The sequence below is a fragment of the Microbacterium sp. STRO-1N genome, assembly GCF_057748015.1.
Genome location: NZ_CM173234.1, coordinates 2,562,087 through 2,584,154 on the forward strand (window position 1 = coordinate 2,562,087; position 22,068 = coordinate 2,584,154).

Below are 22,068 nucleotides of genomic sequence, written 5' to 3' on the forward strand. Positions count from 1 at the left end.
GGCTACTCGCCGCCGGTCCCCTGCTCCTCGAGTTCGAGGAGGGTGCTGACCGCCTCGGTGAGCCGGTCGTCGGCCTCGGCGAACGCGGTCAGGTCGCCGGCCTTCAGTGCGGCATCCCGATCGAGCATCGCCTGCTGCGCGTCTGCGAGCGCCGCCTCCCACGCATCCGCGTCGGTTCCGGTGCCGGGCGTCTCACCCGTATCGGGGTCGGTCGGCTCCTCGGGTTCGGTCGGCTCGCCGGTGCCGGGATCGACGGGCTCGACTCCGTCATCCCCGCCGTCCGCGCCGGCGTCTCCGCCGAACAGGGCGTCGAGCGCGTCGGTGAGCGTGTCCTCGAACGCGACCTCGTCACCGAAGGACACCAGCACCTTCCGCAGCAGCGGCAGCTGCGTGCCGCTGGAGGACTGCACGTAGACCGGCTGGACGTACAGGAAGCCGCCGCCGACGGGGAGGGTCAGCAGGTTGCCGTACTTGACCTCGGACTCACCCTGCTGCAGCAGGTTGAGCTCGCGCACCACATCGGCATCCGAGTTGAACGTGTTCTGCACCTGCCCTGGGCCCGGCACCGTGGTGTCGGTGTCGATCTCCAGCATCCGGAGTTTGCCGTACCCCTCGCTCTTCTCCCCCGCGGTGGCCCCGGCATCCGAATCGACTGCCAGATAGCCCATCAGCACGTTGCGCTCCGCCGTGCCCTGAGACGACGGGATGAAGGTCGAGAACATCGAGAACGCGGCCTCGTCCTGTCCAGGCATCTTCATCGTCAGGTAGTACGGCGGCTGCAGCTGCTGCGAGTTGCGCGGATCGTTCGGGGTCTGCCAGCGGTTGTCCTGCTGGGCGAACGAACGGGCGTCGTCGACGTGGTAGACGCCGAGGACGTTGCGCTGCACCTTGAACAGATCGGTCGGGTACCGGACGTGGCTCATGAGCTCGCCGGACATCTCGCTGATCGGCTCGACCGTGGAGGGGTACACCTTCTGCCAGGCCTGCAGGATCGGGTCCTCTTCATCCCACGCGTACAGCGTGACCGAGCCGTCGTAGGCGTCGACCGTCGCCTTGACCGAGTTGCGGATGTAGTTGATGTCGTCGAACGCCAGGCTGGGCGCCGGGTTGTTCGAGTCGGCGATCGCCTCGGACAGGCTCACGCCCGTCGAGTACGGGTAGCTCGCGCTGGTGGTGTACCCGTCGACGATCCACACGATGCGACCGTCCACGACGCTCGGGTACGGGTCGCTGTCGATGGTCAGGTACGGCGCAACCTTCTGCACGCGTGTCGCGGGGTCGCGGTCGTACAGGATCTGCGAGTCCCCGTTGACCAGGTCGGAGAACAGGATCTCCGCCTCCTGGAACTTCAGGGCGTAGAGCAGCTTGTTGAACGTGTTGCCGACACGAGGGCCGCCGTCGCCCGAGAACGTCGTCTTCGTCTCGTTGGCGCCGTCCTCACCGCGCGGGTAGTCGATCTCGACCGGGTCCGTGCCCTCCGGTGCTCCGACGATGGAGTACTCCGGCGAGTACTCGCCGAAGTAGACGCGCGGTTCGAAGTTGTCCCGATTCGTGAGGAAGCCGGACGAGGGGATGCCGCTCTCGAGGAACACCGGCTCACCATCGGGCGTGCGCTGGTTGCCCGCGGCCGCGACGAGACCGTAGCCGTGGGTGTAGACCGCCGTGCGGTTGTTCCAGTTGTTGCCGTCGCCGAGCTGATTCATGTTCAGCTCACGGACGGCCGCGACCGTGTCCTGGGACTTGCCTTCGATGTCGTACCGGTCGACGTCGAGCGTGTCGGTGAACTGGTAATAGCCGCGGTACTGCTGCAGCTGCTGCACGGTCGGGCTGACGATGCCCGGGTCGACGATGCGGATGGATGCCGTGGTCTCGGCGTCCTCGCGCAACTGACCGGCCTCGACGTCGAGAGCCGCCTCGAAAGGCGTCGTCTCGAGATCGGCGATGTCGTATGCGGCTTTCGTGCCGTCGATGTTGCGCTGGTAGTACTCCGCCTGCAGGCTGTTCTGGTTCGGGCGCACCTGGAACGTGTCGACGACCCACGGGTAGCCGACGCCGACGACGAGGGACGCGACGATGAGCAGTGCCGTCGCAGCGAGGGGGAAGCGCCAGCGCCCGATGACGGCGGTGACGAAGAACAGCAGCGCCACGATGGCGGCGAGGATCGAGAGGATCGCGAGCCCGGGGATCGTCGCGTTCACGCTCGTGTACGCGGCACCGGTGATGCGGTCTTCCTCGGTGATCAGCGTCTTGTAGCGGTCCAGCCAGAGGCTGACGGCCTGCGCCATCAGGTAGAGACCCGCGAGCACGGCCAGCTGGATGCGCGCCGGCTTCGAGATGCGCAGTTCGCGCTGCCCGATCTGCACGGACCCGTACAGGTACGACACCAGGGCCGTGACGAGCAGGGAGAGCAGGAGAACGGCCGACACGAACGCGAGCAGGATCGTGTAGAACGGCATCGCGAACAGGTAGAAACCGGTGTCCAGCCCGAACTCCTGGTCGACGACGTCGGTGGCGACCCCGTTGATCCAGAGCATCACCGTCTGCCAGTTGCCCGCTGCGGCGAAGCCGGCGAAGAGACCGAAGAAGATCGGCATGCCCCACATCGCCAGTCGGCGCAGTGGTTCGATGACCTCCTGGTACCGATCCAGCTGGGAGCTCAGCCGCACGTAGACCGGACGCAGCCGGTACGCGAGCTGGATGACGACGAACAGCGGAACCGCCATCCCGAGGAAGCCGACGACGAACATTCCTGCCGCCGCCAACCACTGGGTCGTGAGCACGTTCGCGAAACTCAGCTGGTCGTACCAGAGGAACTCGGTGTAGAGCGAGGCGAAGACGAAGAATGCCGCGACCAGCGCGGCGATGATCGCCAGCGTGATGGCGACGATGCGTCGGGATGTACGGGGCGTGGCCGGTGTCGGCGCTGAGGTCGTGGTCACCGTCCCATCCTAGGCATGATGCCTGAGCACGGGCTCACTGTCCGCTCAGCGCGGACAGGGTGTCATCGCGCAGACGCCGTGTCGACGACGCAGGTCGGCAGGGAATCCAGGTCTCCGCCCTCGGCGATGGCATCGAGGATCTCGATGGAGTCGTCCAGGGTCGCCGTCGAGAACACCTGCAGCCCTGCCGGGACGTGACCGGCGACCTCGTCGCAGTTCGACGCCGGAGCCAGGAAGAACTCCGCACCGGCATCGCGCGCGCCGTACAGCTTCTGACGGATGCCGCCGATCGGTCCGACTGTGCCGGCGGCGTCGATCGTTCCGGTGCCCGCGATGTTCTCGCCGCCGTTGAGCTCGCCCTCGGTGAGCATGTCGACGATGCCGAGCGCGAACATCATCCCTGCACTCGGGCCGCCCACGTCGTCCAGCTGGATTGTCACGTCGATCGGGAAGTCGTACTCGGTGGTCAGGGTGATGCCGATCAGCCAGGTGTCGACACCGTCCGTCGTGGTCTTCTGCGGGGTGAGCTCCACCTCGGTCTGCTCCCCCGCGCGCTGGACGGTGAGAGAGATCGTCGCGCCGGCGGCGCCCTGAATCGCCTCGCGCAGCTGTGCGCCGGAAGTGACCGCCGCGCCGTCGATCGCCACGATCGCGTCGCCCGGCTGCAGCACGCCGTCGGCAGCGCCGTCCTCGATGACCTCGACCACCTCGACCTGCGCACCGGTGTCGTAACCCAGCTCGTTCAGCGCGGCCGCGGTCGCCTCGTGCTGCGAGTCGACCATGAGCACCGCGTTGCGCTCGTCGCGCTGCTCGGTCGTGACGCCCTCGGGGAACACGCTCTCGATCGGGACGACGGCTTTGGACGAGTCCATCCAGGCCAGCGCGAGCTCGAACCAGCTCGGCGTGCGCTGCCGGTTGCCGACCACCTGGACGGTCGTGAGATCGAGCGTTCCGGCGGTCTCGAAGGTCTCGGCGCCGGAGATCTCGATGAGCGGCACCTCGACGCCGTCTGCGTCTTCGGCGGTGCCGAGCGTGTCGTACACCGGACCAGGACGCTGGATCACATAAGGCGTCGGCAGGAAGGTGAGCACGATCAGGGCGACGAGGGCGACGATCAGCGCCCAGACGCCCAGCCCGAGCCGTCGAGACCGGGTCTGACTCACAGATCTACCTCCGTCGTTCGCGAGTGGCGTACAGCGATCTGCGAACAGTCGGGTCCTGCGCAGGATGCTGCAACTAGCGTAGAGGCCACAGGCTTCAGGCGCGCTGAGAGGGCGATCGAGATGGCAGACAACGACCCCAACCCCGAGGACTTCCAGGAGTTCATCCGTCGGATGATGTCGAACGGCGGAGCCGACTTCGACCTCAACGCGCTGCAGAACGCGCTCGGCGGTGCCGACGGCATCCCGTTGGATCCGGCGATGATGTCCCAGCTCATGGCCCAGCTGCAGGGGGCGTTCGGCGGCGACCCGTGGGAGAACACGCTGCGCCAGGCGCTGCACATCGCGAACCGCGAAGGCCAGGGCATCACGGACGGCTCCCGCACATCCCTCGCCGACGCCTTCGGGCTTGCGAACCTGTGGCTCGGCGAGGCGACGACGATCTCAGAGCTCGCCGAGTCCCCCCGCGTGCTCACCCGGGGCGAATGGGTCGAGCAGACGCTGCCGGTGTGGAAGGAGATCGCCGAGCCCGTGTCGACCAGCATCGCGGATGCGCTGACCTCTGCACTGGACGCGCAGGTCCCCGACGACATGCGCCAGGTCGTGCAGGGCGCCGGAAAGCTGATGCGGGGTCTGGGCAGCTCGGTGTTCGCCGCGCAGTTCGGCCAGGTCCTGGGCAACCTCTCACTGGAGGTCGTCTCCGGCGGTGACGTCGGCATCCCGGTGCTGCCCGCAGGAACCGCCGCGATCATCCCGCAGAACCTCACCGCCTTCGGCGAGGGCCTGGAGATCCCCGAGGATCAGATCGCACTGTATCTCGCGACGCGCGAGCTGGCGTACGCGCGCCTGTACCGGCACGCCAAGTGGCTGCACCTGCATGTGATGAGCCAAATCACCGACTTCGCCCGCGGCGTCGAGGTCGATGTCGAGGCCCTCGAAGACGTCGCGAGCAGGCTCGACCCGTCGGACCCTGAGGAGCTGCGTGCGGCGATCGAGGGCGGAGCGCTGCTGCCGGCGCAGACCGACCAGCAGCGCGAATCGCTCGCTCGCCTGGAGAACATCATCGCGATGATCGACGGCTGGGTGGACGTCGTCACGGCCGAGGCCACCTCGCGCCTTCCGGACGGCATCCGTCTCGCAGAGGCAGCGCGCCGGCGTCGCGCGGTGGGCGGCCCGGCCGAGGACGCCCTGGGGGCTCTGGTCGGTCTCAAGCTGCGCCCGCGACGACTGCGCGAGGCGGCGGCGATGTGGCGCGCTGTCACGGACGCGGTCGGCGTCGCCGCACGCGACGGGCTCTGGGACTACCCGGATCTGATGCCGGATGCCTCGGACATCGACGACCCGACTGCTCTGATCGCCCGTCTGCAGGCGTCTGCGCGCGGCGAGGAGCCACCCGCGGACGAATTCGACGAGGCCCTCGCACGGCTGCTGGACGGCGAGGACTTCGCCGACGACGGGAAGAGCGACCCGGACGGAGACAAGGGGACGGATGGCGGAAAGGACGACGGCCAGACACCCGTCTGAGCACTCCTCCTGCACCGATCCGGCCTCGGGCCGACTTCTCCACCGATCGCTACCCTGCGCACATGACCGTTCGCGCATCGAGCAGAATCGGGCCATGCCGCGTTCGTCCAGCCTCCTGACGAGGATCGCCCCCGAGTTCGCGCCGCTGTGGCGCGACGGCGACACTCTGCAGTTCGGCGTCGCCGGCAGCGTCCGCGTCCGCGCCGAGCAGCCGTGGGTCGAGCGACTCGTCTCGCGGCTGTGCGACGGGATCGCACTGACCTCGTTCGACGTCGTCGCGCACTCGCTCGGCGCGCCGCGCCGACAGGCGAGGGCGCTGCTCGACGCCTTGGCACCGGTCCTGCGGACCGATGACCCGCCGGCTCCTGCGGTGTGGGCCGAAAGCGCAAACGTCGCGGATTCACGCGTCGGGAGCTGGATGCTCGACGCGCTCGCCGATCTGGGGGTGCCGGAAGCAGCCCGCACCGACCCGCATGCCGTGGGGGTCGTGCTCGTGCACGGAGCGACCGCCGCAGCACAGATGAACGCCTATCTGCGCGAGGACATCGCGCATCTGCCGGTCGCCTTCGACTTCGGTGGAGTGAGCGTCGGGCCGTTGGTGGTTCCCGGCGCGACTCCGTGTCTGGCCTGTCGCGACGCGCACGACCGCGACCGCGACCCTGCATGGCCCATGCTGCACTGCCAATTGGTCGGACGCGTCGACTCCCCCATTCCGCGTGCTCTCGTCGCAGCGGCGGCCGCGCTCGTCGAGCAGTTGCTGCGTGCGGAGCGGGGCAGGGCGCCCACCGCCGATTCGACCGTGGTGCGGCTCAGCGCCGACGGGACCCGGCAGCGGAGCTCGGTGAGGTTTCACGCAGAATGCCGGTGCCGAGAGCAGTCGTTCCGATCTCCGCGAGGAATCGCGACGCCGAACGCTGTCCGCGCCCCGCTGCCCGTGACCAGGACAGCGTGAGAGAGCGCCCCGCACGTGTGACGCCGACGTAGGCGAGCCGACGCTCCTCGTCGATCGCCTCGAAATCCGTCGCATAGGAGATCGGGAGCGCACCCTCCGCCCAACCGGCGACATGCACGTGCGGCCACTCCAGGCCCTTGGCCGCGTGCAGCGTCGACAGCGTCACGGTGTGCAGCATCGGTTCGTGCTGGTCCTTCGCCCTCGCCATCAGCGCGTCGCTGAACGTCCGAAGGGTCGTTCCGGGCGACGCCTCCTCCGCGAGACGCAGGAGCGCCCGCCGCGCCTCCCAGCCATCGCGCTGCGCGCCGCCGGCCTCGGGCGGTTCATCGGTGAGTCCGAGCTCGCGCAGGACCTTCTGCACGTTGGAGAGGAAGTCGCGTTCGGTGGGCGCGACCGCCGCACCGCGCAGCGCGAGCACGGCCTGCCGGACCTCCGGCATATCGAAGAAGCGGGTGCCGCCGAGGACCGTGGTCGGGATGCCCTCGGTCGCGAGCGCCTGCTGAATCGCCGCCGATTGCGCATGTGCGCGGTAGAGCACGGCGATATCGGATGCCGGGATCCCCGACGCGATGCGCGCCGCGATGCCCGCCGCGATGCCAGCGGCCTCCTCGGTCTCGGAGTCGTACGCCGTCACGGTCGGCGACTCGGCGGTGAGCGCCTCTCGAGCCGGCACGAGTTCGAGCGCACCCGGTCGGCCGCGCATGAGCGCATTGGCCGCGGCGAGAATCGGTGCCTGCGAGCGGTAGTTCGTCTCGAGCCGGACCACGGTGGCGTCGGGGAAGCGCCGCTCGAAGTCGAGCAGGTAGCGCTGGTCGGCCCCGGCGAACGAATAGATCGTCTGGCTGGCGTCGCCGACGACGCACAGGTCCCGCCGGTCCCCCAGCCACAGCTCGAGCAGGCGGTTCTGCAACGGCGAGACGTCCTGGTACTCGTCGACGGTGAAGTGGCGGTACTGCTCGTGGACCGATGCCGCGACGCGGCTCTCGGCCTCCAGCATCCCGGCGCAGGCCAGGAGGACGTCTTCGAAATCGAGCTGATGCCGCTCGTCCTTGAGCGCCTCGTACCCGTGCTGGAGATCGATCAGCTGCTCGGGGGTGACTCCGCCGACCTTTCGTCCGAGTGCGGCGTGCTGGTCGATGCCGATCATCGAGACCTTGCGCCATTCGATCTCGCTGGCGACGTCGCGCAGCGTGGCGCGGTCGGGCCGGAGCCGCAGCGCGTCGGCCGCCTGGCCGAGCACCCGCACCTTGTTGTCGACGATCTTCGGAGCGGGTGAGCCCGTCAGCGTCGGCCAGAAGAAGTTGAGCTGGGCGAGCGCCGCGGCGTGGAACGTGCGTGCCGCGACGCCCACGGCACCCAGGGCGCGGAGCCTGCCCCGAAGCTCGCCGGCCGCCTTCGACGTGAAGGTCACGGCCATCACACGCGAGGGCGAATACGCGCCGGTGTCGACGCCGTGCGCGATGCGGTGCGTGATGACGCGCGTCTTGCCCGTTCCCGCTCCGGCCAGCACGGCGACCGGTCCGCGCAGCACCGTCGCCGCCTGCCTCTGCCGTTCGTCGAGTGCGTCGAGCGCACTCACGTCGACTCGCTCCGCTCGCTCGGCACGGCGTGCGTCCGCTCCTCGTACCAGTCCACGATCAGCGCTCGAGCGATGGATGCGGAACCCGGCAGGCCGACGGGGCCGTCGCCGGCCAATGCCGAGCCGATCTCGTCCCTCGTGAACCAGCGGACATCGACGATCTCCTCGCCGTCCGGACGCGCGTTCCGGTCGGTGCCGGCCGTCGCACGGAAGCCGAGCATCAGCGATCGCGGATACGGCCATGCCTGAGACGAGATGTAGCGGACGTCGGTGAGCCGAACACCCGCCTCCTCCTCGATCTCACGATGAACGGTCGTCTCGAGAGACTCACCTGCTTCGACGAATCCGGCGAAGCAGGAGTACATCCGCCCCTTCCACTGGGCGTTGGCCCCCAGCAGCAGCCGCTCGCCGTCCTCGCTCTGCACGGCAACGATCACCGCCGGATCGGTCCGCGGGAAGTGCTCGCGATCGCAGTCGGCGCACCACCTCGACCAGCCGCTCTGGCGCACCTGCATCGACAGTCCGCACGTCGGACAGAAGCGCGCATCGCGCAGCCAGCCGGCAAGCGCGATCGCCTCGACGAGGATCTCGGTGTTCAGCTCGTCCAGCATCCCGCCGGTCTCGCGAAGACTCAGCCAGGTCTCGGCCGGAGCCGCGTCGATCGACCGCGACGGCGGGTCGGTCACGGCCAGCAGCAGCGGGGTTCCGGAGGCCCGTCGACCGAGCAGCGCCCACTGCGCCTCGCCCACGTCGGAGGGAGACGTGGTGACCAGCGCGCCGTCCGCGACACGTGCGCGTCCTTCCCGGACGACTATCACTTCGACCTCCTCGGAGGATCGGAGGGCGTCCAGGATGCCTGGGACATCGCGCAGGTGAGCTGCGCGGTCCAGCAGGGCACGACTGATGGTCATGGACTCCCCTTCTCCGGGCGTGGCGTGGGCGGATGGGACGTGCGGCCGACCTACCCTTGGGGCATGGCTCGCTCTGCATTCACTCTAGCGGCGGCGGTGACGGCGGCATTGCCCGGCGCGGAGGTCACGGGTGCGCGCCCGCTCACCGCGGGCGGGGATGGCCGCTTCGATTCCGCTGTCGCTTCCCTCGCCGACGGTCGGGAACTCGCGATCCGCGTCGCGGACGCCGATGACACCGCGCGGGAGCTCGCCGCCGAGGCGCTGGCGCTTCGCGCGCTGACCACGGGGGCGCGCGCCATCCTGCCGTTCCGCGCGCCGGAATACGTCGGAGAGACCCGACTGGGCGAGGGCCGAGCACTGGTGACCGAGCTGCTCGACGGCTTCCTCGTCGAGGCCGCAGACGTCCCCGCAGGACGGGGAGCCGCGGTGTCGATGGGACAGGCGATCGCAGCGATCCATGCGCTCCCGGCATCCGTCGTGCGCACCGCCGGACTCCCGGCCCGCTCGGCCGACGAGGTGCGCACCGAGATCCGCCAGCTCATCGATCGGGCGGCGGCGACCGGGCGCGTCCCGGCACGGCTCACGGTGCGCTGGCGCGAAGCGGCGGACGACGACGAGTTGTGGCGGTTCGAGTCGGCGGTGACACTCGGTGGCGCCCAGGCGACGTCGTTCCTGTTCACGGATGACCCGACCGACGGCCCGCAGGTGACGGGTGTCGTCGGGTGGCACGGCCTCGCATTGGGCGATCCGGCGGTCGACCTGGCCTGGTTGTCCTCGGCTCCGAACGCGGCGGCCGATGTTCAGGCCGCGTACACCGCGGCTTCCGGCCGCGCCCCTGATGCCGCCATCGGAGTGCGCGCCCGGCTGACGGCCGAGCTGGAGTTCGCGCGGTGGCTCGTGCACGGCGACGCCCTGCGTCGCCCGGACATCGTCGACGACGCGGCAGCGCTGCTCGAATCGCTCGCGGAGGGCCTGCGCGATGACGATCTCGCTGTGATCGCCGAGCGCGGCGACGGTGTGGATTCCGCGCTGGCGGCTCTCGATCGCGTTCCCGAGCGGCAGCCCTCCGACGTCGACACGTCGATGCAGACCGACGCCTACAACCCCGAAGACCTGTGGCTGGAGACCGCGGAGGCCGAAGCCGTCGGCGATCCGCACGCCACCGCAGATCTCACCGACCTCGCCCAGTCGGATCTGCTGCCCCGGGAGGACGACCGCGAGCAGCGCGGATCGTCGGCCTCCGATCGCGAGGACGACGCCCCCGAGGACGAGAGCTCCGAGGACGAGGCTCAGCGCGCGGCGCGCGCCGCGCTCCAGCGCTGGACGAGCTCCTCCTCCGAGTAGACGCGGTCCCCGCGGATCACGAGGTCGTCGGCGACGTAGTAGAGCGCGACGTCGATGTCCTCCAGAGGCACGCCGAACCGGCGGTGGTACGCCAGGCGGTACAGCGCGAGCTGGAGCATCCGCTCGTCCTTCTCGGCCGCGGTGCGCGGCGCCTTGCCGGTCTTCCAATCGACGATCTCGATGCGGTCGCCGCGGTCGGCGCGTCGATAGACGGCATCCAGCTTGCAGATCACGATATGTCCGGCCGATTCCGGCGGTGTGCCCTCCTGCGCGTCGTTCGACGACCCGAGCGCGAAGTCGATCTCGATCTCGACCGCGATCGGCTGCAGCTCGGCCCATTCGCTGCGCTCGAAGATCTCCTGAAGACGCGCCATGTCGGCCTGGTCTGCGGCCGACCCCTCCTGCGCGTCCGGCTGCTCCTCGTCCAGCTCCCACAGCGCGGCGTCCGGGGCGCGTCCCGCGCCGACGAGCCCGGAGCGGTGCTCGACCCAGGCATGGAACAGCGTGCCGAGGCGGGTCTGGCGATACGGGCGCTCGGGCATAGGACGCGCAAGCGAGCGCACGGTGCCGTCGTAGTCGGTGACGTAGTCCTTGAAGCGCGAAGCGGGGACGCGCGTCGGCGCGTCGGCGACGGCGCCGTTCTGCCGCGCTGCACGTTCGGCGAGCAGGCGCGAAAGCTCGAGCGATGGCTCGGGTGCCGGACCTTCGAGCGCCGCGCGCACGGCATCCGCCGCGGACAGCACCGTCCGGCGCCTGGCGCCCAGCGGATCCAACGGCCAGTGACTGGTCTTGCCCGGCCCGTCATAGGGGTTCTCCTCCCCCGGGTCACCCGGAACGGTGAGACCGAGGATCTCCAGCGCCTCGTCCAGGTACGGCGACGGCTTGCGCGGAGTCTTCTGCCCAGCCCAGTGCGAACCCGACAGCAGCAGATCCGTGCGGGCGCGAGTCACCGCCACGTAGGCGAGACGGCGCTCCTCCTGCTTCTGGTACTCCCGATACGCGTCCTTGAACACCGTCAGTGAGCCAGGGGCCTTCGCGCTCCTGCCGGTCAATGAGGCGATGCCGGCCTTCTTGCGCTTGACCGGGTCGAGTTCCTCCTCCGTCGGGGGGATCCAGGTGAACCGCGGCAGCGCATCGGCGTCGCCGCGCAGCGCGAACGGGAGCACCCCGAACCCGAACCAGCCCGCCGTGTCGGACGGTCGGGACGGGAGTTCGTCATCCACCAGCCTGACCACGGCAACGGCATCCCATTCCAGCCCCTTCGATCCGTGGATCGTGAGCAGCTGCACCACGCCCGGTTCCGGCGGCTCCGGACGCGGCATGAGCTCATCGGTGCTCTCGGCCTTGTCGAGCCAGGCGATCAGGCTGCCGATCGTCCCGCGGTCGTCGGCGGCGAGAAAGGCACGGACCTCGTCGGAGAACGCGCGGAGTTGCGTCGCCGCGACGCGTGCGGGTCCGCGGGTCTCGTTCGCCGCCAGCTCGATGTCGAGCCGCAGTTCGAGCTCGATCAGCCGGATGAGTTCGGGAAGCGGCTGGGCCGCGGCACGACGGAGCCGCTCCAGCATCTCACCGGCCGCACGAAGCCGGGCGCGGCCGTCGGGGGTGATGCCCTGGATGAGCCGGTAATCGTCACGGAGGCCCCGCACGACGTCGACGGCGTCGATGATCGAGACCGCCTCGTCGGCGCCGCGCGAGGCGCGGATGCGCTGACGCAGGTCGTCCGGCAGCGGAAGGAGCCCGCTGTCGCGCTTGGCCAGTTCGGCGGCGAGGTCGTACAGGGCGGCCATGTCGGCCACTCCGACGCCGAAGCGCGGTCCGACGAGGAGTCGGATCAGGGAGGAGCCGGCGTTCGGATCGTGGATCGCGCGCAGCACGGAGACGACGTCGACGACCTCCGGTGTCGACAGAAGGCCACCGAGCCCGAGGATGCGGTGCGGGATGCCGCGGGCGGCCAGCGCCGCCGCGAAGGTCTGCATGTGCCGTTTGGAGCGGAACAGCACCGCACCCGTATGCGGCTTCGCGCCGGTGTGCGCGGCGCGGCGCTCGGCGAACCACTCGGCGACGTCCGCCGCCTCGTCATCGACCGTCAGCGGGAACCGCACGGCGACGTCGCCCGGCCCTGCACCGGGCCGGGGCTCGAGCGGCGGAACGTCGAGGCCGGGGCGCTGCAGCGGCGCGAGCACCCGATTGGCGACGTCGAGGATGCGCGCATCGTTGCGCCAGCTCGTCATGAGGCTGTATGTATCGGTCGTCGCCGATTCGGCGAACGTGCGCGAGAACGCGTAGAGGTTGTCGGCGCTGGCACCGCGCCAGCCGTAGATCGACTGGTGCGGATCGCCGACGGCCATCACCGCCGAGTCGCGGAACAGGGCGGCCAGGAACCGGGTCTGGATGACGGAGGTGTCCTGATACTCGTCCAGCAGCACGACCCGATGCTGTTCGCGCAGTTCATCGCGCACATCGGGCGAGGACTCGACGATGTCGAACGCCCCGGCGACCTGATCGGCAAAATCCAGTACGCCACGGCGCTGCTTCTCGGCGATGTACTCCCTGACCAGGATCGTCAGCGTCGGCAGCGCCAGCAGATTGGCCGTCGCCTTGTCGATGTCGCCGGTGCCCCCGCTCGTGTACGGCGCGAACGCCTCGGCCTGACGCACGGCGATCCGGTCCGCACGATCGAGGTCGGCGCGGTGATCGAGTGCATCGCCGGCGAGGCGCTGCACCGCGTCGACGACACCGCCGACCGCGCGATCGATCTCCTCGAGACCCGGGAGATCCGCTCGCAGCACGACCTCCCTCGCCAGCATCCACGACGCCGCCTGGCTCAGCATCGCCACGTCGGGGTCCCGCCCGATCCTGGCGGCGTGCTCGCGCACGATCGAGTCGGCGAACGCGTTGTACGTCGACACGCGCGGGCGGATCAGCAGGTCCTCGGCTGTCCGAGCGGATGCCGGACTCCACCCCGTCTCGTAGCGGATGGCGAGTTCGTCGAGCACCTGCCTGCGCACGGTTTCACGCTGCGGCGCGGTGGCCGCGGCATCCACGCGCGCCAATGCGCCGGACGCCACGATCTCCGACAGGTGCGGGAGAAGCCCCCGTCGGCCGTACTCGTCGATCAGGGCGAGGCGCGCGCCGATGCGTTCTGCGAGTTCGCCGGCTGCCTTGCGCGTGAAGGTCAGACCGAGGATCTCGTCGCGCCGGACGTATCCGTTCGCGACCAGCCACACCACGCGGCCCGACATCGTCTCGGTCTTGCCGCTGCCGGCACCGGCGACGACGAGCGCCGGCGTCGGGGGTGCCTCGATCACGCGCTGCTGTGCGAGCGTCGGCGTCGGCAGACCGAGAGCGGCGGCGACGTCCGTCGCGGAGATGCCGTGTCCGGCCGTCGCCCAGCCGTGCGAGACCGTGATGGCGTTCGTCATGCGCTCACCGCCGGGACGGTGTGGATGCGGCACGGCTGCACGCGCCACTGAGTGTCGGCGCAGTGCGCCTCGACCTGCGCCGTGAAACTGCTCGCCGACATGCCTCGAGCGGCGTCGGCGATGCGGTTCAGGAACACCGTGCGCGCCTGATCGTCGAGCGTGTGCTGATGCGCCACACGGTAGTCGCTTCCGGCGAGCGTCTTGGCGACCAGGACCAACCGCGCTCCGGTGAGAGCGGCGGGGTCGGCACCATCGACGAGGCCCTGCTGCACCGCCACCTGATACGCCGCGAGCTGCGCGTGATCAGCGACCTTCTGCTCGCTCTCCGGTTCGTACTTGCCGGTCTTCAGGTCGACCACGACGACCCGCCCCGCGTCGGTGCCCTGCGACATGCGCTGCCATTTCTGCCCGCGGGCCTTGGCATGCTCGCCCGCGCCGGGCGGATAGGTCTCGACGCGGTCGATGAACCCGTGCACGACGGCTCGGTGGGGATTCGGCCCGGCGTCGGCGGTCAGCGCGTGAACAGCGGGCGTCCGGCGCGACGACTCCGCATCCTCACCGTCCACCGACGTGTCTGCGTCCGCGCTCGTCTCCTCGATGTCGACCGCGAACCGGAACTCGACCTCGCTGGCGAGGACGCGCCCGCCCTCGGTCGCCACGTCGTCGAGGTACGCGTGCAGCCGGTCGATGTACTGATCGGCCCGGCGGCGTTCTTTGCGCCCGATCCACGCCGTCTCGAAATCCAGTTCCGGCCAGTGCTCGGCGACGATCGCCCGCATGCGCTCCAGATCGCCGTCCGGCACCTTCTCCATGGCCTCGTGCACGATCGTGCCGATCCCGGCCGACGGCGGAAGCACGGTGTCGCCGCCCAGCGCGGAGACCACCCAGTTCAGCTCGCACTCCTCGAACGACTCCATCCGCGACGGCGACACGCGAGCGGCCTCGACGGACAGGTCGTGCAGCGGCCCGAGCGTCGACGGGGTCGCGACCCCGTACCACTCGTCGGGATGCGCGCCGGCGACACCTTCGCCTGCCAGGATCGCGAGCTGCCCCGCAGCCTCATCCCGCACCCTGGCGGATGCCGAGGTCGTGAGCGCGCGCCGGTGGCGGGCGACGAGTCCACGCAGTGTGAGCGGGTGCTCCGCCGACGGATGCAGTTCGGGCGCGTCAGGGGTCGGAAGGAACGCGAAGAAGCCGCTGGGCGTCATATCGTCGTCGTCCACCGCGGTGATCAGCAGCCGCGAGCGCGCCCGCGAGACGGCGCGGACGAACAACCGCAGCTCATCATGCAGTGCGGAACGCCGTCGGTCGAGCACGCCGGGTGCGGCGATCTCGACTCCGCTGCGCGCGGCGGTCACGGCATCTGCGAGACGCCAGGTGCCCAGCATGCCGCCGCGCAGGCGCACGTTCGGCCACACGCCGTCCTGCACACCCGCGACGATGACCGCCTCGAACTCGCCGCCGAGTGCGGTCGCCGGTGTCAGCAACGTGACCAGGCCGGGGCGATCGGGCGTGGAGAGCGTGTCCTCCGGCACCTCGCTGTCGAGGATGTCGTGGATGAAGACCGTCGGCTTCTCCTCCGGCGAGCGCTCCACGAAGCGCTTGGCCGCGTCGAACAGGGCGACGAGGCTGTCGAGAGCGCGTGCCACCTCGCCTCCGCCGGGCTGCTCGGCCGCGGCCCGCCAGGACTTCTCGAGCCTGGCACCGTCCAATCCGCGCGAACGGTCCCAGACGCGCCAGAGCAGCTCGTGGATCGTCTCTCCCGAATGGGCTGCGGCGGCCACCTCGGCGAGCGTCGCCGCGAACCGGTCGGCTGCTCTGGCCTCTGGTGCGTCGATCCGGTCGAAGTGCGCGGGGCGCATCATCGCCTGACGCAGCAGCTCACCGGCGGGTGTCGCACCGCCGTCGCCCAACTCGAGGTGGCGCAGCCTCGCCCGTAGGCGTCGCAGACCGACCGCATCCATACCGCCGAACGGCGTGCGCAATGCCTCGGTCAGCGCATCGACCTCGCGCTCGTCCGCCGGGGTGAGGGCGAGCCGCACGATGCCGACGATGTCGCGCACGACGCCTTCGCTGCCGAGCGGGCGCTGAACGCCCGCAGCGCGCGTCGGAACCTCACGCGCGGCGAGCTCGGTCTCGAGGGCTGCCACCTGACGGGTGTCATGCGCGATGACGGCCATGTCGCTCCAGGCGACACCGTGCGAGAGATGCCAGTCCCTGAGCACACCCGCGATGCGGTCGTACTCCTCGTACGGCGAGGACGCGACGAACGTCGCGACGGTCTTCGCCGAGTCCTCGGTCGACGGGTCAGGGGCGCGCCGGTGCTCGACTCGTCCGGCGACGCCGATCGCCTGCGTCACGGTGCGGGTGAGGTCGGTCAGCGGCGGCGCCTGCCGGTGGGGCATGTCGAGCACGTGCACGTTCTCGAGCATCGCCGCGAGCTCGTGGAAGAGCTGCGGCGTCGCACCGCGGAAGGCACCGGAGGAGATGTCCGGATCGCCGAACGCGCACACCGCGATGCCTCTGGCGCGCAGCGCCCTGACGAGCTCGATGCCGCCGCGCGTCAGTTCCTGCGCATCGTCGATGAGTACGACGCGCAGCGCCGCGAGCGGTCCGAGCGCCTGCAGATCCGCGCCGCGCAGCAGCGACGCCGCCTCGCTGACGAGATCGGGGATGTCACGATGAGCGGCGCGCATGCCGCCGAGAACCCGGCGGTAATCGCGCAGGAAGCTGCCGACCGCGCGCCAGACCTCGTCGTCCGATGCGCTCAGCTCCTCGACGCCGACACCGAGCTCGGTGCACTCGGCCAGGAACGCGCGCAGCTCGGAGCGGAATCCCGTCGACGAGCGCATCGCGGGGCTCAGCTGCGCCGGCCAGCGCGACGGCTCGCCGTCGCCCTCGTCGGCGGCGTCACCCTCCAGCAGGTCGGCGATGATGCGGTCCTGGTCGGCGCCGGTGAGCAGGGCCGGCGGCTCCATCCCGGCATGCACCATCGCCCCTCGTACGATCTGGAAGGCGAAGGATGCCAGCGATCGAGCGAGCGGACCGGGAGTCGCCTGTCTGGTCCGGACCCCGATCGCATCACGCAGCTGGGTCGCCGCCTGCCGGCTCGGAGTCAGCACGAGCAGCGCCTCCGGCGGCATCCCGTGCACGCCGAGAAGCGCAGCGACCCGTGACACGAGGGCGTGGGTCTTGCCCGTTCCCGGCGCTCCGATCACGACGGCTGATGCATCCAGCGGTGCCTCGATCACGGCGATCTGAGCGGCATCCTGGGTCATGTCCTCCACGGTAGCGGGACGCACGGACACGGCTTCGCGAAAGGCTTGTGCGCCGTGGGCGAAACAGCTCGGCGCGACCGATCCCGGCCCTGGGCCGCGGGGTAGAGTTGCCTGAGTCCCCGATCTTCAAGGAGCACGCGTGGAAATTCGCATCGGCATCGTCAACACCGGCCGTGAGCTGAACTTCGAGACCGCTTCCAGCGCTGAAGAGGTGCGCTCGCAGGTGGCATCCGCGCTCGAGCAGAACGCCACGCACGTGAGCTTCGTCGACGTCAAGGGCAGCTCCTACCTGGTTCCCACCGCGAACCTCGCCTACATCGAACTCGGCACCGAGGAATCGCGCCGCGTCGGCTTCGTCGCCTGACATGTACATCCTGCTCGCACTCATCGCCGCGTGCGCACTGGGCATCGCCTTGCACTACGTGCTGCCCGGTCGTGAACTGCGCGGCGTGATCGTGACACCGGGCATCGCGACGGCCGTCGCTGCGGTCGTCTACACCGCGATGCAGTGGGCCGGCGTCGGCCAGGACAGCATCTGGCTGTGGCTGGCGAGCATCGTCGGCTCGCTCGCGGTCGCCGCCGTGGCGACGCTCGCGCTCACATCCGCGCGCACGCGATCGGATGCCGCGAAGAAGTCCGCTCTCGGCATCTGACCGGCGCTCGCCGCATCCGGCCCTGGCCTGCTACGCCGCCAGGCCCATCGCGTCCATTCGGCGCGCATGCGCGCCCATCAACTCGGTGTACACCGGCTCGATGCGGTCGTCGTCCACGACCAGCCGCTCCGGACGCAGCGCCGACCGTGCCACGAGCAGCGTGTCGCCCACGAGCCGGCGCGCCCACATCGACAGCAGTGACCTCCACTCGGCATCCGACTGGATCGTCGCCGTGAGAAGCGCGACGATCTCATCGCCGTGGTCGTCCTGTCGCAGCAGCTCAGCCACCCGGCGGCCGGTCTCTCCGTAGCTGCCGGCCAGCGCGAGGTAGAAGTCGTCGAGCATGCCGGCCGTGATGTACACCGCGAGCAGTGTCTCCCGCGGCCGCGCACCGATCGTCTTGCGACGGAAGGCGTCGAGGTGCTCGCGGAACGGCAGCATGAGCTCAGTGGGGTCGTCGCCGCGCTCGGTGATGAGATCGACGATGCCGCGGTGCTTGTCCAGAGCCGCGCCGGCGGCGCGGGAGATGGCTTCCTTCTCGCTGAGCTCCGGCGTCGCGCGGATCAGACGGCTGAGCGTCTCGAAGTAGCCGAGCTGCAGATATGCCGCCTGACCGAGGAAGCGCGCCTCCTCTGGAGCCAGCTCGGCGAAGTCGATGCGCGTCGCGCCGCTGTCCTCCCCGCGGCTGCGCAGGGTGAGCGTGCGCCGCGGCGCCTTGCGCTGCCAGAACCACTGAACCATGGACTTCAGACTACCGACCCGGTCACCGGCCCGGCATCCGCTCTACCAGACGTCGCGGGCCCCTCGGGTAGGCTGGACGCACGCCCTGCCATCGGAGCAGGGTCCCGCGCCTGTGGCACATGAGACGGCGTGGATCCGTATTTACGTGGCGCGCCCCGCGCACGGGCCGCCGGACAGGCAACATCACATCGTGACAACCTTCGCCGAACTCGGCATCGATCAGGACATCGTCGACGCCCTCGCAGCCAAGGGCATCGTGGACGCGTTCCCCATTCAGGAGCAGACGATCCCCCTCGGCCTCCCCGGCCAGGACATCATCGGTCAGGCCAAGACGGGAACCGGAAAGACCTTCGGCTTCGGCATCCCCGTCGTGCAGCGACTGGGTGAGAACCCGGAGCCGGGCGTCAAGGCGCTCATCGTGGTTCCGACCCGTGAGCTCGCCGTCCAGGTCTACGAGGACATGGACCTGCTCACGAGCAATCGCTCGACCAGCGTCGTCGCCATCTACGGCGGCAAGGCGTACGAGGGGCAGATCGACCAGCTCAAGGCCGGTGCTCAGATCGTCGTCGGCACACCAGGTCGACTCATCGACCTCGCCGGCCAGCGCCTGCTCGACCTCTCCAACGCGACCGAGGTCGTGCTCGACGAGGCCGACAAGATGCTCGACCTCGGCTTCCTCGCCGACATCGAGAAGATCTTCCAGAAGGTCCCGGAGAAGCGCCACACCCAGCTCTTCTCGGCGACCATGCCCGGCCCGATCGTCGCGCTCGCGCGCCGGTTCATGTCGAACCCGATCCACATCCGCGCGAGCGATCCGGACGAGGGACTGACGCAGGCGAACATCAAGCACCTGGTGTATCGCGCGCACTCGATGGACAAGGACGAGGTCATCGCCCGCATCCTGCAGGCCGAGGGCCGCGGCAAGACCGTGATCTTCACGCGGACCAAGCGCGCGGCTCAGCGCCTGGTCGACGAGCTCGGCGACCGCGGCTTCAACGTCGGCGGAGTGCACGGCGACATGGGCCAGGAGCAGCGCGAGCGCTCGATGGCCGCCTTCAAGGCGGGTAAGCGCGACGTGCTCGTCGCGACCGATGTCGCCGCGCGAGGCATCGACGTCGACGACGTGACGCACGTCATCAACCACACCATCCCCGACGAGGACAAGACGTATCTGCACCGCGCCGGCCGCACAGGTCGCGCCGGTAAGACCGGCATCGCGGTCACGTTCGTCGACTGGGAGGACCTGCACAAGTGGGCCCTCATCAACCGTGCGCTGGAGTTCGGTCAGCCGGAGCCCGTCGAGACGTATTCGTCGAGCCCGCACCTGTACAGCGACCTGAACATCCCCGAGGGCACGAAGGGCCGGCTCACGACCGCACCCAAGACGCAGGCCGTCAAGACTCAGCGCCAGCGCCCCGAGAAGGCGGCGGATGCCGCGGCCGAGGGCGCATCCGACGGCACCACGCGTCGTCGTCGTCGCCGTCGTCAGGCCGAGGATGCCGTCGGCTCGACGTTCGTGGAAGGCGCAGAGTCGAAGGACGAGCACTCCAAGGACGCACCGGCCGTCGACCGCGGCGCCGAGGGTGCCGGCACGCACGACGGTGCAGGCAAGGAACACCACGACGGCAAGCCGGCTCCCGCACGCCGCCGCCGTCGCCGCCGCGGCGGATCCGGCGGCGGCTCGGTCCCTCAGGCTCCGGCCGCCGGGGCCTGAGACTCTTCCTCGAAGGGCGGATGCTGCGGCATCCGCCCTTCATCGTCCGCGGGCGATGCGGTGACGGGTGCGCGCGGCGGGTAGACCCAGGTGACCATCACGACCGAGATGATCATGAGCAGGAACCAGGATCCGAGCTTGCTCGGCGAGACCGGCTGCCACGCATCCACCTGATCCGGGTATGCCCAGGCGCCGGCCCAGGTGCCGATGTTCTCGGCGAGATAGATGACGACAGCGACGCCGGCGAACACGACCAGCAACGGCAATCGGAGCACCCGGCGCCACACCCGCGCGTGCATGACCGTCGGCAGCCAGAGCAGGATGACGGCGGCGAGCAGAACCCACCTGGCGTCCCACCAGAAGTGGTGCGTGAAGAAGTTCAGGTAGATCGCGGCGGCGAGCACCGTCGTGATCCAGCGGCGCGGATAGCGCACGAATCCCAGGTCGAACAGGCGATGCACGCGCACCATGTACGAGCCGACCGCGGCGTACATGAACCCGCTGAACAGCGGCACACCGCCGAGGCGCAGCACGCCGTCCGCGGCGTACATCCATGAGCCGACGTCCGTCTTGAACAGCTCCATCACGGTTCCGGTGACGTGGAAGAGGATGATGACCCAGAGCTCGCGGCCGGTCTCGAGGCGGAACACGAGCATGGCGACCTGGATCAGGACGGCGGCGATGGTCAGTGCATCGTTGCGAGCGATGACCGCATCGTCCGGGTACCACAGGCGCGCCGCGACGATCACGACCAGCAGCGCCGCACCGAACACGCACGCCCAGGCCTGTTTGAGCACGAACACGGCGAACTCGATGAGTCCGGCGCGGACGCCGTCGGCCGAGGCCTCCCGCAGGAGCCGATGGGCGGCCTCGTCGATGCGCCGTTCCAGGGAAGTCGCCCGTTGCATGCCGGCCAACCTATCGTCGCGGCCGGACAGAACACCGGGAGCTTCCCGACAATCCGCCGCGCGGGTTCAGGAGTAGCGCGGCCGGCTTCCCGTCGCGCGGTCGATGATCCGCGCCACCATCTCGTCGGATGTGGTGTTCTCCCCCGGGACGTTGGGCTTCCCAGCGCCGTGATAGTCGCTGGAGCCCGTCACGATGAGATCGTGCTCTGCGGCGATCGATCGCAGCAGCCGCTTGCCGTCCTCCGTGTTCTCACGATGGTCGATCTCGAAGCCGCCGAGGCCTTCGGCGATCAGCTGCTCGATGAAGGACACCGGCATCATCCGATCGCGCCCCGCTGTCACGGGGTGCGCGATGATTGCCACTCCCCCGGCACGCGTGATCAGACGCACCGCTGTCAGCGGGTCCGGGGCGTAGTGCGGCTCGTAGTATCCCTCGCGCGGGTGCAGGATGCCGTCGAAGGCCTCTGCGCGGTCGCGCACGATCCCGCGGGCGACGAGGGCGTCGGCGATGTGCGGACGGCCGACCGTGGCATCCTGCATCGTCTGGGCGACCACATCCTCCCAGTTCAGGTCGTAGTCCCTGCCGATGTTGCGCACGATCCGCTCCGCTCGGCCGATGCGGTCGCCGCGGATCCGATCGGTCTCGGCGGTCAGCGCAGGGTCGACGGGGTCGAAGAGGTAGCCGAGCACGTGCACGCTGCGCCATTGGTGCTTGGCGGACAGTTCCATGCCGGGGACGAAGGTCATCCCGTATTCGCCGGCGGCGCTGGCGGCCTCGTCCCACCCCGTGGTGCGATCGTGGTCGGTCAGTGCGAGCGTGCGGATGCCGTGGAGATGCGCCTGCCGCACGACTTCGGCGGGCGACTGGGTGCCGTCGGAGTGGTTCGAGTGCATGTGCAGGTCGCTCGGACCCTCGAATCGCTGCGCACTCCTCATCCGACGA

General features: G+C 69.7%; 14 protein-coding genes. 5 read left to right on the forward strand and 9 right to left on the reverse strand.

What is annotated here, in order from left to right:
- Positions 1–2: 2 nt before the first annotated feature.
- Together AC3ANJ_RS12405 and AC3ANJ_RS12410 are read right to left on the reverse strand one after the other, a co-directional pair.
- On the reverse strand, positions 3–2,939 hold the full coding sequence (locus AC3ANJ_RS12405; RefSeq protein ID WP_488316562.1) for a UPF0182 family membrane protein: 2,937 nt from the start codon (positions 2,937–2,939) through the stop codon (positions 3–5).
- Between the two features lie 62 nt (positions 2,940–3,001).
- Complete coding sequence (locus AC3ANJ_RS12410) at positions 3,002–4,102, reverse strand: YlbL family protein (protein WP_488316563.1); 1,101 nt, start codon at positions 4,100–4,102, stop codon at positions 3,002–3,004.
- A gap of 120 nt (positions 4,103–4,222) precedes the next feature.
- Between AC3ANJ_RS12410 and AC3ANJ_RS12415 the strand changes: the two genes are divergently transcribed.
- Complete coding sequence (locus AC3ANJ_RS12415) at positions 4,223–5,623, forward strand: zinc-dependent metalloprotease (RefSeq protein ID WP_488316564.1); 1,401 nt, start codon at positions 4,223–4,225, stop codon at positions 5,621–5,623.
- A gap of 809 nt (positions 5,624–6,432) precedes the next feature.
- Here the strand turns inward: AC3ANJ_RS12415 and AC3ANJ_RS12420 are convergent.
- Positions 6,433–8,154, reverse strand: a complete 1,722-nt coding sequence (locus AC3ANJ_RS12420) for an ATP-dependent helicase (RefSeq protein ID WP_488316565.1) — start codon at positions 8,152–8,154, stop codon at positions 6,433–6,435.
- A complete protein-coding gene (gene nudC / locus AC3ANJ_RS12425) occupies positions 8,151–9,065 on the reverse strand; it encodes an NAD(+) diphosphatase (protein ID WP_488316566.1) in 915 nt (304 codons plus the stop codon). Before nudC ends, AC3ANJ_RS12420 begins: the two co-directional genes overlap by 4 nt.
- Before the next feature lie 63 nt (positions 9,066–9,128).
- Between nudC and AC3ANJ_RS12430 the strand changes: the two genes are divergently transcribed.
- Positions 9,129–10,409 carry a phosphotransferase gene (locus AC3ANJ_RS12430; protein WP_488316567.1) on the forward strand — a complete coding sequence of 427 codons (1,281 nt, stop codon included), beginning with the start codon at positions 9,129–9,131 and terminating at the stop codon, positions 10,407–10,409.
- On the opposite strand, the gene AC3ANJ_RS12435 is transcribed toward AC3ANJ_RS12430, so the two are convergent.
- Both AC3ANJ_RS12435 and AC3ANJ_RS12440 read right to left on the reverse strand, forming a co-directional pair.
- Positions 10,355–13,831, reverse strand: coding sequence for an ATP-dependent helicase (locus tag AC3ANJ_RS12435; protein WP_488316568.1), 3,477 nt, complete (start codon positions 13,829–13,831; stop codon positions 10,355–10,357). The genes AC3ANJ_RS12430 and AC3ANJ_RS12435 overlap by 55 nt on opposite strands.
- Positions 13,828–17,109 (reverse strand): ATP-dependent helicase, encoded by a 3,282-nt coding sequence (locus AC3ANJ_RS12440; protein ID WP_488316569.1) that lies wholly within the window; start codon positions 17,107–17,109, stop codon positions 13,828–13,830. The genes AC3ANJ_RS12435 and AC3ANJ_RS12440 overlap by 4 nt, the downstream gene beginning before the upstream one ends.
- A gap of 139 nt (positions 17,110–17,248) precedes the next feature.
- Between AC3ANJ_RS12440 and AC3ANJ_RS12445 the strand changes: the two genes are divergently transcribed.
- Positions 17,249–17,473: a DUF3107 domain-containing protein gene (locus tag AC3ANJ_RS12445; RefSeq protein ID WP_488316570.1), complete on the forward strand. Its 225-nt coding sequence runs from the start codon at positions 17,249–17,251 to the stop codon at positions 17,471–17,473.
- A gap of 1 nt (position 17,474) precedes the next feature.
- A complete protein-coding gene (locus AC3ANJ_RS12450; protein WP_488316571.1) occupies positions 17,475–17,762 on the forward strand; it encodes a hypothetical protein in 288 nt (95 codons plus the stop codon).
- Between the two features lie 30 nt (positions 17,763–17,792).
- Here AC3ANJ_RS12450 and AC3ANJ_RS12455 read toward each other — a convergent pair whose 3' ends face one another.
- Positions 17,793–18,503, reverse strand: coding sequence for a ferritin-like fold-containing protein (locus tag AC3ANJ_RS12455; RefSeq protein WP_406249558.1), 711 nt, complete (start codon positions 18,501–18,503; stop codon positions 17,793–17,795).
- Positions 18,504–18,693: 190 nt separating this feature from the next.
- Between AC3ANJ_RS12455 and AC3ANJ_RS12460 the strand changes: the two genes are divergently transcribed.
- Entirely contained in the window at positions 18,694–20,217 is a 1,524-nt protein-coding gene (locus AC3ANJ_RS12460) for a DEAD/DEAH box helicase (protein ID WP_488316572.1), read from the forward strand.
- Here AC3ANJ_RS12460 and AC3ANJ_RS12465 read toward each other — a convergent pair.
- Together AC3ANJ_RS12465 and AC3ANJ_RS12470 are read right to left on the reverse strand one after the other, a co-directional pair.
- Positions 20,193–21,125: a DUF817 domain-containing protein gene (locus AC3ANJ_RS12465; protein WP_488316573.1), complete on the reverse strand. Its 933-nt coding sequence runs from the start codon at positions 21,123–21,125 to the stop codon at positions 20,193–20,195. The genes AC3ANJ_RS12460 and AC3ANJ_RS12465 overlap by 25 nt on opposite strands.
- Before the next feature lie 66 nt (positions 21,126–21,191).
- Positions 21,192–22,061, reverse strand: a complete 870-nt coding sequence (locus AC3ANJ_RS12470) for a PHP domain-containing protein (protein WP_488316574.1) — start codon at positions 22,059–22,061, stop codon at positions 21,192–21,194.
- Positions 22,062–22,068 lie beyond the last annotated feature (7 nt).